Origin of the sequence: Streptococcus sp. HMSC066F10, assembly GCF_001813805.1 — a bacterium.
Lineage (GTDB): Bacteria > Bacillota > Bacilli > Lactobacillales > Streptococcaceae > Streptococcus > Streptococcus vaginalis.
Genome location: NZ_KV813975.1, coordinates 17,259 through 34,498, shown reverse-complemented (window position 1 = coordinate 34,498; position 17,240 = coordinate 17,259). Strand labels below are relative to the sequence as shown.

Here is a 17,240-nt window from a genome sequence, read left to right as displayed (position 1 = left end):
CTTTACAAAAAACACGTCCGATTACATAATCAGCGTGAGCTGTGAGCTGTGAGCTGTGAGCTGTGAGCTGTGATTGCGTTCATAATACTTAATTTCCTTTATTTTTGATACTTCTATTATATCAAAATTTTGGCTTTTTTTGCATAGTAGAAGTTTACATTTTTATTGACAATCATTCTTGTTTTCGATATAATATAATCAAGAAGTAAGGAGTACCAGTTATGAAGTTTGAGTTTAAGTCATTATTTGATTTACAATCTGCTTTTCCAGACGAACAGTCATGTATTGACCATTTAGAAAATATGATTTGGGGCGATATGATTATCAGCCCTTTTGATGCTACCTCAAAGGTCTACAAATGCAAAGGTAACAAATACCGTTGCAAAAATACTGGAAAATACTTCAATGTCAAGACTGGTACTCTTTTTGACAATACTAAAATTGAACTTCGTAAATGGTTTATGGCAATTTGGCTTGTGACTTCTCACAAAAAAGGAATCTCATCTGTGCAATTATCAAAAGATATTGGTGTTACGCAAAAAACAGCTTGGTTCATGCTGCAACGTATCCGTAAGTGTTTTAGTTCTGAAAACAACAATAGTCTTGATGATGTTGTGGAAGTTGATGAAACCTACATAGGTGGTAAAAATAAGAATCGTCATAACTCCAAAAAAGTCAAAAATGCTCAAGGGCGTTCATTGAAAGACAAATCTGCTGTAGTAGGCATGGTACAACGTCAAGGTAAAGTTAATGCTCATCATGTACCAGATACAAAGACGAAAACATTGACTGAACAGATTGTCAAATATGTAAAGGAAACAGCTCGACTTTATACAGATGAATGGCTGGGTTATAATAAAGTGGCTAAGATGTATAATCATGACTTTGTTAATCATGGAATTAGTGAGTATGTGCAAGGTGATGTTTATACCAACACGATTGAAGGCTTTTGGGCTGGATTGAAACGTGGAGTATTAGGAATTTACCATTCGTGGTCTAAGAAATATCTTCAAGACTATGTAGATGAATTTGTTTTTCGTTATAATACTCGTAACTATTCGGATAGTGAGCGTTTTAATCTCCTGATTTCAAATGCCTGTGTCCGAACTAAATACAGGGAGCTGATTTATGGCTACTAATACATTACATGACCTACATTTTGAATTGGAAAGGTCTATCGCTCGTAGAGTTGATAGTAAGCTGATTGGTTATCAGGTCAGTCTTTCAGATGGTTTTTACAATAAATACACCAAACTCTGGGATAAGACCTATTCCTTTGATTTTGTTACTAAACATCGCTCTTTTTATACTCAACTGACAAAACGTTGTGTTTATGATGTACTTGGAGATAGTCAACAGAAAATTGACAGAAAGGCTATTGCCAAACAAATGGCAGAGTTAGAAGCTTTGGTTGATATTGCAGAAAGTAAAGAGGAGTTTCAGAACTTTTTTGAGAAAAAATACAGTCTCAAATTTCCTGATTTGAACGATTGCATTTATCAGAAGAAAAAAGAGTTATCGGATTTTGACAAAAAACTTTGGATAGCGATGCACTATAACCTTAGAAAAGATGAGGGGGAATAATAATGACAACATGGTACGATTACATGGTGAGAGCTAGTGAACATGCTGGAAGTAACGGTGATTTGTGGTTTCGCTATCTTTATAAGGTCATTAAAGATGAGGAGACTAAACTAACTACTGATGATGTAGAGCAATTGTTGAAAAATCCTACCTTAACACCTTTCCAAAAAATAACCCTTCAAGATGCTTTAACAGAAGGTACACACACAAGAGAACACGTTTTGCAGGCGAACCGTAAAAGTAAGCCAAAAGATATTTTGAAACTCTTTAGAGAGGGTAACTATGGATAAGAAAGTTTTATTTGAAGCTTTCAATACAGAATTAGCTAAGGAAAATATCAGCCTCGAGATTATCTGTGTTGGTGGCTTTGTCCTCGAATACTACAACCTTCGAGGAACAAAAGATGTTGATGCTTTTTATCAAGAAGATGCTAAAATCAGAAGCATTATTGAGAAAGTTGGCGATGATTTTGGTGTGAACGAACCTGAAGAATTATGGTTGAATAATAACGTTGCTAATATGAATAGAGTACCACCGCGGTCAATCTGTGAGAAGGCATTTAGCTATTCAAATTTGACTGTTTTTGTACCACCATTATCCTACATTCTTGGTATGAAGCTAGAAAGCGGACGAGATAGGGATAGACAAGATGCAGGAGATATTATTAAGTTAATCAAAATCCGTTCCATAAAAGATGTTACCAACAAGCTCAAAGAATATGGTTTTCAACCAGACCTTTCATTGATATTGGAAGTATTTGAGATAGCCTATGGTATGGAATGGTTAGCAGAATACATGACCGAACATCCAGATGGATTGAGATAAACTAAAAGACGATTTCCGCTTGGAAGTCGCCTTTTTTGATATTCTCGTAAGTACTATATATTGTGTCTAGTGTAAACTGGTATATAGTTCCCTTAAATAATATTAGTTATAGAGCTATGATGGGAGAATTTATTATCTATTATAATGGAAAAATTATTGGCGGAATACATGATGGTAGATTACTTGTTAAACCCGTGCAGATATGCCAAATGTAGTGTATGACTTGCCGTATGATGGAGCAAAAGAAATAATTCTTGATTATAGTAGAATTTTGAACGAAAAAATTCAATTATGATAGAGTTAAAAAATGACCTTGTCCCTCTTGAACGAGGGACAAGGTCATTTTTGTTATCTCAGTATTCATTTGATAAGAAATTGTTTACTTCATCGTTGGGAAAAGCAATACGTCACGAATAGAAGTGACATCTGTCAACAGCATAATTAAGCGGTCAATTCCAATTCCGAGGCCTCCAGTTGGCGGCATGCCGTATTCAAGAGCTTCTACGTAATCGTAGTCAATGCCAGTTGCTTCGTCATCTCCGAGTTCCTTAGCTTTGGCTTGCGCTTCAAAACGCGATAATTGGTCAATTGGGTCGTTCAACTCTGTAAAGGCGTTGGCAAATTCGCGTCCAACGATAAAGAGCTCAAAGCGGTCTGTAAAGCGTGGGTCATCTGCATTTTTCTTAGCTAGCGGAGACACTTCTACTGGATGACCATAGATAAATGTAGGCTGAATTAAGGTATCTTCAACAAAGTCTTCAAAGAAAGCATTGATAATATGACCAACCGTAAAGTGTTTTTCAACCGTTACATGATGTTCTTTAGCCAGTGCAGTCGCTTCTTCGAGAGTCATATCTTTCCAGAAATCAATGCCAGTTTGTTCTTTAATGGCTTCTAGCATGTGTTTACGTGCAAATTTGCGACCGATAAAGATTTCAGTACCTTGATAAGGGACACTTTCAGCATCTGTGACAGCTTTCGCTGCACTTTGGATAATTCCTTCTGTCAAGTCCATGATATCTCCAAAGTCTGCATAAGCTTGATAAGCTTCAATCGTAGTGAATTCAGGATTGTGAGTGGCATCCATTCCTTCGTTACGGAAAATGCGTCCCATTTCATAAACACGTTCCATACCACCAACAATCAGACGTTTTAAGTGCAATTCAGTTGCGATACGAAGTACCATATCAATATTTTGTGCATTGTGATGAGTAATAAATGGACGAGCAGCAGCACCACCAGCTTCATTATGTAAAACGGGTGTTTCAACTTCAAGGAAGCCTTGGTTATCAAGATAACGGCGAATTTCTGAAACGATACGACTGCGAGTTACGAAGCGTTCAAAGCTTTCCCGATTGGAAATCAAATCCAAATAACGTTTACGATAAATCGTTTCAACATCTGTTAGTCCATGGAATTTTTCAGGCAATGGACGAAGTGCTTTAGAGAGATGTGTAATGTGAGTTGCTTTAATCGAAAGTTCTCCCATATCTGTGCGCATGATCTCACCTTCGATACCAAGGAAGTCGCCAATATCCGCTTTTTTAAAAATTTGATAATTTTCTTCACCAACAGTATCTTTTCTAACATAGATTTGAATTTGACCTTCACGGTCTTGGATATGAGCAAAACCGACTTTGCCTTTCCCGCGCTTGGTCATAAGTCGTCCCGCAATGGTAGCAGTTTCCGCTAATTCATGTAGCTCTTCTTTTGTTTTATCACTATATTTTTCTTTTAATTGGGCAGAATCTGCAGTACGTTCAAAACGTTTACCAAATGGGTCAATGCCTTGTTCTGCTAAAGCAGCCATTTTTTCACGACGAATCAGCTGCTGGTCATTTAATTCTTCAATATGTTCAGTAGTCATATTCTTCCTCCTAAAGTTTACCTTCCTCATTCTATCATAAATAAGGCAGAAATTCATCTATAAATAAAGAAAAACCGTGATTTTATACGCTCACGGTTTCAATTGTTTTTAAGTGATCAACATTGTTCCAGTCAAGAAGTGTAAAATGCTCAAAATCTTGCGTTTCAAGAATGGTGACACTTCCATTTGTAAGACCACCCTGCTGGCGAAGTTGAGCAAAGTCATAACCTAGTAATAAACGTAAAGAAGCAGTTAAATTCGCTCCATGACCAACAAAAAGAAGATTTTTATAAGATTGCCCTTTTTGTGATTTAATGAAGTCTATTGTACGTCGTGTAGTATTGTAGACTGATTCTGCACCAAAAATAGAGTTGTTAAATTTCGCTAGATTGTGACGGAAAGCTTCCATTTGGTGAGGATAGATAGCCGTAATCGTAGAAACTTTTTGTCCTTCTAGGGATCCTAGTTGCCATTCACGTAGCTCGGCATGTGGCTCAACGACTTGTGAAAAATGATTTTCACTATTGATAATCTGTGCAGTTGCCATTGCGCGTGGTAAATCACTTGAAAAAATCTTGTCAAATTTAATGTGAGCCATGTGTTTTCCAAGCAAGTGCAATTCTTCAATAGAAGTCTCAAGCAGCGGTGAATCACCATTGGCTCCTTGAAAGCGTCCTTCTAAATTCCATTGAGTTTTTCCGTGTCGAATGAAGTAGAGTTTCATACAGTTTCCTTTCTATTTTGAATCCTCTTTTAAATCTGCAAAGGTCGCCTCGACAAAATGAGCTAAATCCTCTGCGTTAATTTCAATACTGTGTCCTAATTCTCCAGCCGATACGATAATAGTTTCGTCTGTTAAAGCCGAATTGTCAATGTAAATAGGAAAGTGGTGTTTTTGACGAATGCCGACAGGATTATTTGCTCCGTGAATGTAGCCAGTTGTCTTTTCTAAATCTTTTTGCGAAATCATGCTTACTTTTTTGTTACCAGATATTTTGGCCAGCTTTTTTTCAGCTAGATGTTCTGTTATGGGCAAAATCCCAATAATTGTCCCTGTTTTATCGCCTGTTAGAGCCAATGTTTTGTAAATCTGTGAGCGCTCTATTCCTTCAGGCAATTGTCCTTCTAAAGCATTGATTTGGAGCCCTTTGTGAGGAATTTTTGCTTTTGTCAAAATTTGTTCTACAAGAGTTTTCTTAATTTTTGTTTTTTTAGCCATTATTTATACTTTTCCTCCAATTGGCTCATCCAAGCGCCCAGCCAAGTTCCTAATCCAAAGAAGAACGCAGCAGTAACGAAGGTGATGATAGAAGTATTAGCATAATGAATACTTTCGCTATTCCCAGGGTTTGGTACCAAGATGAGAACAGTACTAGATAAGACAATCCCAATGATAAAATGGTACACTTGAGAATGATAATTTTCCAAAGCATAATTCATGGATTTTGAAAAAATCCCAAGTGCGAGGAGACCGCCAATTCCGATTGGTAAAAAGGTTCCCAAAATATCTAAAGATTTAAAACCGATTAGCATCGGGGAATACAGTCCCAAAATCAAGAGCAAATTTGAAGGACTTAAACCTGGAACGAGAATTCCCAGTGTGATAAGGGAACCAGCTAAAATAAAAGTCAAGAAATTTGCAGGTAACGTTCCGACTAAACTATTGAGGAAATAAAGGCAAATCCCAGAGATGAAAAAAGTGGCTACGAACCAAATAACATCAGTTCGGTCGCGATCAGATTCTCTGGTAGATTCCTTTAGCAAGCTTGGAATCGTACCGATAATCGCTCCTGCAAATCCCCATAAAACAATGATTTTATAATGCTCTAAGAGATATTCAACTGGCAGGGAAAATAGTGCAATCCCTAAAACCATTCCAATACCAACAGGTAAAAAATAAAGTACATTTTCACGAAAATTCTCTTTTATATGCGCTAAAAAATAAATCATCCGCTCGTAAATCCCCAAAATAGTGGCTAAAACTCCACCAGATACCCCAGGGAGAATAAATCCTAGCGCGATGACAATTCCCTTAAAAATTCTGATTAACCAAGAAATCATTCATTACTCCCTAAACTTTTCTTTGTTAGTCATTATAACATATTTAGAAACAAGAAAGTAGTGATAACTAGACGAGAAGAAAAGAAAAACTCTGCAAAGTTTTCGATTCAAACTATTACAGAGTTATTATTTTCCATTACCAAATAATTTTTTAAATGTTTTTGTCTGATTTTTTAAAGGAGATAGCTGATTAAGATCGACATCATGTGCAAAACCACCAATTGAGCCTTGTGATGTGTATTGATGTAAATCGTATTTTAAGTCTGTCTTAGGGGCAGTATTGTAATAACCGTCATTATAGCCGTAAGTTGGAATCCAAATAGCTGTGAATTTCTTAGTTGAGATACTGTGTTCTTCAAGGAAATAGGTTCCGACATAAATCCCGATGTTCTTAGCACCCAATGATGATAACTTAGCGCGAAAAGCTTCAACACCAGCATTCATGTTCTCCATAGTTTTTTCTTCAACATCTAGCCAGTAGTAGGTCGGTTTGTATTTTGAAGCAGCTTTATAAAAACTTTCGGCAGCTTTTTGCATTTCTTTCTTGTTGCTACCAGCCACATAAGCATAGACAGCGACAGGAATATTTCGTTTTTGAAATTCTTCTATGTGGCGTTGATAGGATTTATCAATTCCGTTTAAGTGTGTAGCTGCATTTTCTTTTTTTGCTTGTGCTCCGCTATGCACGCGTATAATGGCGCCAGAAACATTTTTTGCTAGTACGTCATAGTTAATATCACTTGGCAATTGCCAGCCGGACAAGTCAATGATTGGTTTATAGGCTTTGTCTGCTTCATCGGAATCTGAAGTATCAGTTGACTGAGAAGTAGCTGATGTTTGTGTAATAGCGTCCTTTTGCTGTTTAGTTTCCTTGTTTTCTGAATAATGCTTCGCTCCTAAAATAATCACAATGAAGCTAACAAAGAAAACAAAGACAACAAGCGGTTTAATCCTCTTTCTCATATAATTTCATTTTAACGTAAAGTCAGATAAAAAGCAAAATAAACTAGTAGAAAATAAGTATTTGTCATCAAATTGAAATATTAAAGAAAGCGGTTTATTGGACATAATGGTGAAGAATGCTTATAAATCCTATTCATGGACTCAGCTTATTGTTCTTTTTTTAGTTAAAGTTTAGTCTAGATACTGCAAGGATTTAAAAAATACCGTTCGTCAAATACTTTTTTTTTACCCTGAAAAGTGGTATAATGTTCGGTGAAAATTTAATAATATTAGGTGAACTATGAAAATTGATAAACGCCACCTGCTGAATTATTCCATTTTGATTCCTTATTTGGTTTTATCTATTTTGGGATTGATAGTTGTTTATTCAACGTCAAGTGCCACTTTAGTACAGGTAGGAGCAAATTCGCTCAGATCTGTTTTAAATCAAGGAATTTTCTGGGTAATCAGCTTACTTGCCATTGCTTTAATTTACAAAATAAAGTTAGATTTCTTAAAAGACAATCGACTGATTGTCATTGTTATTTTTGTGGAAATCTTGCTTTTAATTTTATCTCGCTTCCTTGGTGCCCGAATCAATGGTGCACATGGTTGGTTACGATTTGGTCCGATTAGTCTCCAGCCGGCTGAGTATTTAAAAATTATTCTGATTTGGTTTTTAGCACAGCGGTTTTCTCATCAGCAAGATGAAATCGCAACGTATGACTATCAGGCTTTAACACGAAATCAACTGATTCCACGCGCACTGAACGACTGGCGAATCCTAGTCGTTGTGTTAATTGGAATCGTAGCAGTGCTGCCTGACTTGGGGAATGCGACCATTCTTTTGCTGACGACCTTAATCATGGTAACGGTTAGTGGGATCGGTTATCGCTGGTTTTCAACTCTTCTTGGGATATTTGTCACTCTTTCCACAGCGGTTTTAGCAGGCATCTGGTTGATTGGTGTGGAAAAAGTTGCTAAGGTTCCTGTGTTTGGCTATGTAGCAAAACGATTTAGTGCCTTTTTTAATCCTTTTAAAGATTTATCAGGCGCAGGTCACCAGCTAGCTAATTCCTATTATGCCATGAGCAATGGCGGTTGGTTTGGCTTAGGATTAGGAAATTCTATCGAAAAACGTGGTTATTTACCAGAAGCACAGACAGACTTTGTCTTTTCCATTGTTATTGAAGAATTTGGATTTATCGGTGCCAGCTTGATTTTAGCCCTCTTGTTTTTCCTTATTTTGCGGATTATCCTTGTGGGAATTCGAGCGAAAGATCCATTTAATTCTATGATGGCTCTTGGTGTTGGTGGAATGTTACTGACACAAACGTTTGTCAATATTGGAGGAATTTCCGGTTTGATTCCTTCGACGGGTGTCACCTTCCCATTCTTGTCACAAGGTGGAAATAGTTTGTTAGTATTATCCGTAGCGATTGCTTTTGTTTTAAACATTGATGCCAATGAAAAACGAGAAAGTTTGTATAGAGAAATCGAAGAAACCAATCACGGTTTAAGAATTATTCGCTAACGTTAGATTGAGCAAAAGCTTATTGAAAGGTGTAGATTATGTCACTTCAAAAATTAGAAAATTACAACAATAAAGAAGTTATCAAAGAAGAAGTTACGATTCTGACGGACTTATTAGAAGAAGTTACAAAAAATATGCTGAGTCCTGAAACCTTTGAAAAAATCATTGCTTTAAAAGAATTAGCAGCAGCTGGAAATTATGAAGGGTTAAATGAGATTGTTCAAAGTCTATCGAACAAGGAAATGTCCTATATTTCTCGTTATTTTTCAATACTGCCTCTTTTAATCAATATTTCAGAAGATGTGGATTTGGCTTTTGAGATTAACTATCAAAATAATGTGGGGCAAGATTATCTTGGGAAATTATCCACAACGATTGATTTGGTTTCTGAAAAGGAAAACGCTGCTGAAATTTTGGAGCATTTGAATGTGGTTCCTGTTTTAACAGCTCACCCAACTCAAGTGCAACGAACGACTATGTTGGATTTGACCAATCATATTCATGTCTTGTTGCGTAAATACCGCGATGTGCGAATGGGCTTGCTCAATGAGCAAAAATGGCACAATAATCTTCGCCGATATATTGAAATTATCATGCGGACAGATATGATTCGTGAGAAGAAATTAAAAGTGACCAATGAAATCACTAATGTGATGGAATACTACAATAGCTCTTTCTTGCAGGCGGTGACTAATTTAACAGAAGAATACAAGCGCTTAGCCAAACAGCACGGGATTGACCTGAAAAATTCTACCCCTATTACGATGGGAATGTGGATTGGTGGTGACCGAGATGGAAATCCTTATGTTACAGCTGACACATTGAAAAAATCCGCTTTGACACAATGTGAAGTGATTATGAACTATTACGATACGAAAGTTGCTAATTTGTACCGTGAATTTTCTTTGTCAACAGGTATCGTAAAAGTAAGTGAAGCGGTGCAGGAAATGGCTTATCTGTCAGAAGATAATTCTATTTACCGCGAAAAAGAATTGTATCGTCGAGCCTTCTACTATATTCAAACAAAACTAAAAAATACAAAGACTTACTTTATTGATCAGATAAAAACCGAGCCACATTACCACAAAATTGAAGAATTTAAACATGATTTACTAGCTATCAAGCAGTCTCTTCTTGAAAATAAAGGCGAAGCAATGATTTCTGGTGAGTTTACTGAGTTGCTTCAAGCAGTAGAAGTATTCGGTTTTTACCTTGCTTCCATTGATATGCGTCAAGATTCCAGTGTTCATGAAGTCTGCGTTGCGGAGTTATTAGCGAGCGCAGGAATTGTGGAGCATTATAGCGAGCTTTCTGAAGACGAAAAATGTCACGTTCTGCTAAATGAACTTCTCTATGATCCGCGGATTCTTTCTGCTACACATGCTAAAAAATCTGCCCTTTTGCAAAAAGAATTAGAGATTTTTCAAACGGCGCGTGAGTTGAAAGACAAGCTAGGAGATGCGGTTATTAAGCAAACCATTATTTCTCATGCTACGAGCGTGTCTGACCTTTTAGAGTTGGCTGTTATGCACAAGGAAGTTGGTCTCATTGACAAAGAATTTGCGCGTGTACAGATTGTGCCGCTCTTTGAAACCATTGAAGACTTGGATAATTCCTATGACACGATGAAGAAATACTTATCTCTTCCAATCGCTCAGAAATGGATTGCCTCTAATAACAACTATCAAGAAATCATGCTGGGCTATTCAGACAGCAATAAAGACGGTGGTTACTTATCATCCTGCTGGACTCTCTATAAAGCGCAACAGCAACTGACAGCTATTGGAGATGAATTTGGTATAAAAATCACCTTTTTCCACGGTCGTGGTGGAACGGTTGGTCGTGGTGGCGGACCTACTTATGAAGCCATTACCTCTCAGCCTCTCCGCAGTATCAATGACCGAATTCGCCTGACAGAGCAAGGAGAAGTTATTGGCAATAAATACGGAAATAAAGACGCTGCGTACTACAATTTAGAAATGTTGGTGTCGGCAACGATTAACCGTATGATTACCAAGAAAAAGAGCGATACTAGCACATCTAACCGCTATGAGCATATTATGGATCAGGTAGTAGAACGAAGCTATCAAATTTATCGTGATTTGGTTTTTGGCAATGAGCATTTTTATGATTATTTCTTTGAATCAAGCCCAATCAAAGCTATTTCCAGCTTTAATATTGGTTCGCGACCGGCTGCGCGTAAAACAATTACCGAAATCGGTGGCTTGCGTGCCATTCCGTGGGTCTTTTCATGGTCGCAAAGTCGGGTGATGTTCCCTGGTTGGTATGGTGTTGGATCCAGCTTTAAAGAATTTATTGATGAAAATCCAGAAGAAAATCTAGCTTTCTTGAGAAAGATGTATAAAAATTGGCCTTTCTTCCAATCGCTTTTGTCCAATGTAGACATGGTGTTATCAAAGTCGAATATGAATATCGCCTTTGAATATGCTCAATTGTGTGAAGATAAAGAAGTACAAGAAATTTATTATACAATTTTGGATGAGTGGCAATTAACCAAGAATGTTATTCTTGCTATTGAAGATTATGATGACCTGTTAGAGGAAAATCCCTACTTGCGAGACAGTTTAGACTACCGCATGCGTTATTTTAATATCTTGAATTATATTCAGCTGGAACTCATCAAACGCCAACGCCGTGGGGAGTTATCTCCTGACGAAGAAAGGTTGATTCACGTCACAATCAATGGAATTGCGACAGGACTGAGAAACTCAGGCTGATGAAGAATAAAAAATCGGATTATTTCCGATTTTTTTATATCTTTGTAACCCAAAACGCTTCCAATTCGTTATACTAGTGAAGGAAGGGGGATGAGGATATCAAACTAGATGATTATGAAAAAGTCTTGATTACCTTTGCAAAAGAAATCGTCTATTATCTGCAAGGCTCAGGCGTTCCAAAAGAGCAAGCAGAAGATGTTGTTCAGGATGTTTTTATCAAAATGCTAGAGTCTGATTTTGTCATCCCTGCTCAAAAAATGCGAGCTTGGATGTATAGTGTGTCTATTCGCCGCTATATTGACAAATACCGGCGTGATAAGCATTATATGGAAATCCTGCGACGAGATTTTTTTACAAAGGAAAATCAATTGATTGTTGAAGAAACAGATTATGACTTTCTCATGGAGGAAGTAGAAAAGTTGCCCACACAGGATAAAATCATGTTGGATCTTTATTATTTTCAAGGATTCTCAATAGGCGAAATAGCAGAAGTACTCCATTATTCTAAGAGCAAAGTCAAAGTTCAGCTCATGCGCAGTCGAAAGAAACTTCGACAGATTTTGGAAAAGAAAGGATATCATCATGGAAACATTTGAAATCGTTGCAAAGAAAAACAAAAAGCGAAATACCAAGCGGATTATCCTCTGGTCAACAACAGTAGTGGTAGTATTTTTTGGAATATATATTGCTGCTCGTATGATTATAGGAAAACTCATCAGCGACCAAGCTTGGAAGGTGGTCAATGAGGTACAGCTAGTTGAAAGCGTCGCCTTTCCTAATATTGAAACGTATACCTGGTCTGCTAATGGTGGAGATATGTTTCACGGTGGTATTAAAGGTAGACAAGCTAAAGATATTTATGGGATTCCGCTAGACTCTGGTGAATACAAGACAGATTTTGGAATTTTTAATATCAATCGAGGAACTATTTTTCATGCAAATTCTGGCAGATATACAGAATCTGGGGCAACTATTCAAATAGAAAATAACCAAAAAGTGCCACAATTCTACAATAAAAATGTGAAAGAGGAGAAAGGAGAATCTGTCCATGAACCAACTAAAGAGCTTCCTTACGTAAAAGATATGCAAAATCAATTAGTAGAAGTGGCTCTGACCTTTGATAAACCATATAGTTTAAAAGAAATTCGAGCAATGATACCTAAGAACCTCAAGACCAATTGGTATTGGATTGGTACAAATTCAACAAGCGATCCAAGCTGGTGGCAACCAAGCAATCTATATGGTACGAGTCCAGATTATCTAACGCAAAAAGAATATGTTCACAAAAAGGAAGCAGAAGAAGCTATTAAAAACCTCAAAGAAGGAGAGAGACTGAGTAACAGACTTGCCCAAATGAAAGATGTAGATGGATTCTTGGCTAATCTGAAGAAATATATTAAAAGTGGATTTGGAAAAAGTAGCTACAATAATGTAACTTCGTCAGATGACATTAAAACCTACTTGAAAAAATTTGGTAAGCTAGACTTGTCTAAGAAAGAAGACCTAGAAAAATTAGAATTCTCAGGCGTTATCCTAACAGGAAAAGCTGAAAATTTTGCACAGTTGGAAGGTAAGGAGTGGATTTATGCATCAAGCATTGGAGCTTCTATACCAAATCAACCATACTACAAGTTGGACAAAGAATAAATTGATAAAAAAGGCGTAAAATGCTTGCAATTTGAAGAAAATTTGATAAAATAGTAAGGAAAGTTAGACTGTATTGCCTACTGTCTATCTATAAAATATATTTTATTGGAGGCTTTTACTCAAATGGCAAAAGAAAAATACGATCGTAGTAAACCACACGTTAATATCGGTACAATCGGACACGTTGACCATGGTAAAACTACCCTAACTGCAGCTATCACGACTGTACTTGCACGTCGTCTTCCAAGTTCAGTTAACCAACCAAAAGATTATTCATCTATTGATGCTGCTCCAGAAGAACGCGAACGCGGAATCACTATCAATACTGCACACGTTGAGTATGAAACTGCTAAACGTCACTATGCTCACATCGATGCTCCAGGACACGCGGACTACGTTAAAAACATGATTACTGGTGCTGCTCAAATGGATGGAGCTATTCTTGTAGTAGCTTCAACTGATGGACCAATGCCTCAAACTCGTGAACACATCCTTCTTTCACGCCAAGTAGGTGTTAAATACCTTATCGTCTTCATGAACAAAGTTGACTTGGTTGACGATGAAGAATTACTTGAATTGGTTGAAATGGAAATCCGTGACCTTCTTTCAGAATACGATTTCCCAGGTGATGAAATCCCAGTTATCCAAGGTTCAGCTCTTAAAGCTCTTGAAGGTGATGAAAAATATGAAGACATCATCATGGAATTGATGGATACTGTTGATGAATACATTCCAGAACCAGAACGTGACACTGACAAACCATTGCTTCTTCCAGTTGAAGATGTATTCTCAATTACTGGACGTGGTACTGTTGCTTCAGGACGTATCGACCGTGGTACTGTTAAAGTCAACGACGAAGTTGAAATCGTTGGTATCCGTGACGAAATCCAAAAAGCAGTTGTTACTGGTGTTGAAATGTTCCGTAAACAATTGGACGAAGGTCTTGCTGGAGATAACGTAGGGGTTCTTCTTCGTGGTATCCAACGTGACGAAATCGAACGTGGACAAGTTCTTGCTAAACCAGGTTCAATTCATCCACACACTAAATTCAAAGGTGAAGTTTACATCCTTACTAAAGAAGAAGGTGGACGTCATACTCCATTCTTCAACAACTACCGTCCTCAATTCTACTTCCGTACTACAGACGTTACAGGTTCAATCGAACTTCCTGCAGGTACTGAAATGGTAATGCCTGGTGATAACGTAACAATCGACGTTGAATTGATCCACCCAATTGCCGTAGAACAAGGAACTACATTCTCTATCCGTGAAGGTGGACGTACTGTAGGTTCAGGTATGGTTACAGAAATCGAAGCTTAATTCAATTAAGTTCCCAGATGAACAATTAAAGTCAGACAAATGAGCTCCGCTGTTGCGGGGCTTTCTTTTTTATGATTTCATTCGACTCAGTCTTTATTTCTCTATTAAATTATGGTAAAATAATAGATGTAAATAAAAAAAGAAGAGGTATGTGAAATGTCACGTAAACCATTTATTGCTGGTAACTGGAAAATGAACAAAAATCCAGAAGAAGCTAAAGCTTTTGTAGAAGCAGTTGCAAGTAAACTTCCTTCATCTGATCTTGTTGAAGCAGGTATCGCAGCTCCTGCGCTTGATTTGACGACAGTTCTTGCTGCAGCAAAAGGTTCAAATCTTAAAGTTGCTGCACAAAATACTTATTTTGAAGACGCTGGTGCATTTACTGGTGAAAATAGTCCCAAAGTTCTTTCTGAAATGGGTCTTGATTATGTTGTAATTGGTCACTCAGAACGTCGTGATTATTTTCATGAAACAGACGAAGATATCAACAAGAAAGCTCATGCTATCTTCCGCAACGGTCTTCTTCCAATCATCTGCTGTGGTGAATCTCTTGAAACTTACGAAGCTGGTAAAGCAGTGGAATTTGTAGGTGCTCAAGTATCTGCAGCCCTTAAAGGATTGACAGCAGAACAAGTGTCTTCTCTTGTCATTGCTTACGAACCAATCTGGGCTATCGGTACTGGTAAATCAGCTACTCAAGACGATGCTCAAAAAATGTGTAAAGCAGTTCGTGATGTTGTAGCAGCTGACTTTGGTCAAGAAGTGGCTGACAAAGTACGTGTACAATACGGCGGCTCAGTAAAACCGAACAATGTAGCTGAATACATGGCATGTCCAGATGTTGACGGTGCCCTTGTTGGTGGAGCATCACTTGAAGCAGAAAGTTTCCTTGCATTGTTGGACTTTGTAAAATAATTTCTTAAAAGAAATAGTTAGCTTGCCATATTTTATGGTAGGCTTATTTTAAAATGGAGAAATAAAATGAAAAAGAAAAGTTTATTTTATTTAGCAAGCACAGCTATTTTAATTGCAGCTAGTTCACAGCAAATTTTTGCTGATGAACCTGTAAAAACTTCTACGCCACAGCCGACAGTAGAACTCAATAAACAAGAAACTCATTCTTTAGCTGAACTCCAAACAAAAGAAGTAACTCAAACTGCTCCAATAAATCAAACAACTTCATCTTCTTCATCTAAAAACGAAGCAACTACTGCTTCAACTGAGGCTAAAGTTTCAGAAGAACAATCAGTTGTAAAAGAAAATTCGACAACTACAACTGAGACTAAAAAAGACAACAAGTCAACTTTTTTTGCTGCGCAGAATAATCAAGCAACAGCCAGAAGTAATCCTGATGCGCAAGTAAAAAAATCAACTTTTGTAGATGTCAGCAGTCATAATGGGCATATCAGCAAAGAGGATTATCAACATTTAGCTGAAAAAGGGGTAAATGGGGTTGTTGTCAAATTAACAGAAGGAACGAGTTATAAAAATCCTTATGCGGTTTCTCAAACACAGAATGCACAAGCGGCAGGTATGCAAGTGTCGGCTTATGCTTTTTCTCATTATACTAATGAAGCAGAAGCAAGAGCAGAAGCGCGCTATTTTGCAGAGGAAGCAAGGCGATTGAACCTTCCTTCCTCAACTGTTATGGTAAATGATATTGAAGATTCTGATATGCGTCCGAATATCAATGCAACTACTCAAGCTTGGGCAGATGAAATGCGGCGTATGGGCTTTTCAAATTTGATGTACTATACAAGTGCAAGTTGGCTTGATCGAAATAATCTCAGAACGAAAGGACCAATCCAAACAGAGCAATTTGGCTTGGAGAATTTCTGGGTAGCGCAATATCCAACTTCAAAATTAAGTGCAGATGATGCGAAAACACTGAAATATAATAGTGAAGCAGGTGCTTGGCAGTTTACTTCGCAAGCTGAACTACTACTTGGTCGTCATGTTTTTGACCAAAGTGTGGATTATACTGGACGTTTTACGAATAAGGCAACTCCAAGCAATCGTGCTGCAAATCAGCCAATAAAAGGAAAAATCACAGTTCAAAACAAGAATCCTAACACAGGAACCTTTGATGTGATTGTGTCGGACGTTTCTGCTCCTTATGGCGTTCGTGAAGTGAAAGTACCGACCTGGTCTAATGTCAATGGTCAAGATGACATTATTTGGTATACAGCTGCTAAACAGGCTGATGGAACCTATAAAGTAACAGTAAGAGCAGTAGATCACAAATTTTCTACAGGACTCTATCACATTCACCTTTATTACATTCAAAATAATGGGAAATTGGTTGGCGTAGGTGGAACAACTACCGAGCTTTCATTTGGACGACCTCAAGGAAAAGTGACTATTGCTAATAATAATCCTGACACAGGAACTTTTGATGTCCTTATTTCCAATGTTTCTAGTCCTTATGGCGTTCGTGAAGTGAAAGTTCCAACTTGGTCCAGCATCGGTGGTCAAGATGATATTATCTGGTATACTGCTAAGAAACAAGCCAATGGAACTTACAAAGTAACAGTTAAAGCGACTGATCATAAAAAATCAACTGGAGATTATAATATTCATGTATATTATATCCAAGAAAATAATCAGTTGGTAGGAGTAACAGGGACAACGACAACAGTTTCGATTGCGCATCCTAAAGGTACTTTGACTATCGCGAATAACAATCCTGACGCAGGAACCTTTGATGTGATTGTCTCAGGTG

General features: G+C 37.5%; 16 protein-coding genes and 1 pseudogene. 12 read left to right on the top strand and 5 right to left on the bottom strand.

Features of this window, described 5'->3' with window-relative positions:
• Positions 1–221 precede the first annotated feature (221 nt).
• The 5 genes and pseudogenes from HMPREF2933_RS04740 to HMPREF2933_RS10600 form a co-directional block, all read left to right on the top strand.
• Entirely contained in the window at positions 222–1,139 is a 918-nt protein-coding gene (locus HMPREF2933_RS04740) for an IS1595 family transposase (protein ID WP_024053038.1), read from the top strand.
• Entirely contained in the window at positions 1,129–1,584 is a 456-nt protein-coding gene (locus HMPREF2933_RS04735; RefSeq protein ID WP_060458418.1) for a hypothetical protein, read from the top strand. The genes HMPREF2933_RS04740 and HMPREF2933_RS04735 overlap by 11 nt, the downstream gene beginning before the upstream one ends.
• 2 nt (positions 1,585–1,586) lie before the next feature.
• A complete protein-coding gene (locus tag HMPREF2933_RS04730; protein WP_024053040.1) occupies positions 1,587–1,874 on the top strand; it encodes a hypothetical protein in 288 nt (95 codons plus the stop codon).
• The gene (locus tag HMPREF2933_RS04725) at positions 1,867–2,409 is read left to right on the top strand and encodes a DUF6036 family nucleotidyltransferase (protein ID WP_024053041.1); all 543 of its coding nucleotides are present in this window, start codon (positions 1,867–1,869) and stop codon (positions 2,407–2,409) included. The genes HMPREF2933_RS04730 and HMPREF2933_RS04725 overlap by 8 nt, the downstream gene beginning before the upstream one ends.
• Before the next feature lie 116 nt (positions 2,410–2,525).
• Positions 2,526–2,665: pseudogene (locus HMPREF2933_RS10600) on the top strand (competence protein TfoX); the annotation flags it as partial.
• Positions 2,666–2,788: 123 nt separating this feature from the next.
• Here HMPREF2933_RS10600 and lysS read toward each other — a convergent pair.
• From lysS to HMPREF2933_RS04700, 5 genes are all read right to left on the bottom strand, one after another.
• Complete coding sequence (gene lysS / locus HMPREF2933_RS04720; protein WP_024053042.1) at positions 2,789–4,276, bottom strand: lysine--tRNA ligase; 1,488 nt, start codon at positions 4,274–4,276, stop codon at positions 2,789–2,791.
• A gap of 82 nt (positions 4,277–4,358) precedes the next feature.
• Positions 4,359–5,000, bottom strand: a complete 642-nt coding sequence (locus tag HMPREF2933_RS04715) for a histidine phosphatase family protein (RefSeq protein WP_024053043.1) — start codon at positions 4,998–5,000, stop codon at positions 4,359–4,361.
• A 12-nt stretch (positions 5,001–5,012) separates the two neighbouring features.
• Positions 5,013–5,495 (bottom strand): aminoacyl-tRNA deacylase, encoded by a 483-nt coding sequence (locus tag HMPREF2933_RS04710; RefSeq protein ID WP_024053044.1) that lies wholly within the window; start codon positions 5,493–5,495, stop codon positions 5,013–5,015.
• A complete protein-coding gene (locus tag HMPREF2933_RS04705) occupies positions 5,495–6,337 on the bottom strand; it encodes a DUF368 domain-containing protein (protein WP_024053045.1) in 843 nt (280 codons plus the stop codon). Before HMPREF2933_RS04705 ends, HMPREF2933_RS04710 begins: the two co-directional genes overlap by 1 nt.
• Before the next feature lie 126 nt (positions 6,338–6,463).
• Positions 6,464–7,300, bottom strand: a complete 837-nt coding sequence (locus HMPREF2933_RS04700; protein ID WP_024053046.1) for a glycoside hydrolase family 25 protein — start codon at positions 7,298–7,300, stop codon at positions 6,464–6,466.
• 280 nt (positions 7,301–7,580) lie between these two features.
• Here HMPREF2933_RS04700 and ftsW point away from each other — a divergent pair, with 280 nt between their 5' ends.
• The 7 genes from ftsW to HMPREF2933_RS04665 form a co-directional block, all read left to right on the top strand.
• Positions 7,581–8,813 carry a cell division peptidoglycan polymerase FtsW gene (ftsW, locus tag HMPREF2933_RS04695; RefSeq protein ID WP_024053047.1) on the top strand — a complete coding sequence of 411 codons (1,233 nt, stop codon included), beginning with the start codon at positions 7,581–7,583 and terminating at the stop codon, positions 8,811–8,813.
• Between the two features lie 38 nt (positions 8,814–8,851).
• Positions 8,852–11,551, top strand: coding sequence for a phosphoenolpyruvate carboxylase (gene ppc, locus HMPREF2933_RS04690; RefSeq protein WP_024053048.1), 2,700 nt, complete (start codon positions 8,852–8,854; stop codon positions 11,549–11,551).
• Positions 11,552–11,676: 125 nt separating this feature from the next.
• Positions 11,677–12,147 carry an RNA polymerase sigma factor gene (locus HMPREF2933_RS04685; protein WP_024053049.1) on the top strand — a complete coding sequence of 157 codons (471 nt, stop codon included), beginning with the start codon at positions 11,677–11,679 and terminating at the stop codon, positions 12,145–12,147.
• Positions 12,134–13,198 (top strand): anti sigma factor C-terminal domain-containing protein, encoded by a 1,065-nt coding sequence (locus HMPREF2933_RS04680; protein WP_024053050.1) that lies wholly within the window; start codon positions 12,134–12,136, stop codon positions 13,196–13,198. The genes HMPREF2933_RS04685 and HMPREF2933_RS04680 overlap by 14 nt, the downstream gene beginning before the upstream one ends.
• 123 nt (positions 13,199–13,321) lie before the next feature.
• The gene (gene tuf / locus HMPREF2933_RS04675) at positions 13,322–14,518 is read left to right on the top strand and encodes an elongation factor Tu (protein WP_003023932.1); all 1,197 of its coding nucleotides are present in this window, start codon (positions 13,322–13,324) and stop codon (positions 14,516–14,518) included.
• A gap of 156 nt (positions 14,519–14,674) precedes the next feature.
• The gene (gene tpiA, locus HMPREF2933_RS04670) at positions 14,675–15,433 is read left to right on the top strand and encodes a triose-phosphate isomerase (RefSeq protein WP_003023935.1); all 759 of its coding nucleotides are present in this window, start codon (positions 14,675–14,677) and stop codon (positions 15,431–15,433) included.
• Positions 15,434–15,499: 66 nt separating this feature from the next.
• Positions 15,500–17,240: GBS Bsp-like repeat-containing protein (locus HMPREF2933_RS04665; protein WP_186821706.1), on the top strand; the 1,741-nt coding region annotated here is incomplete at its 3' end.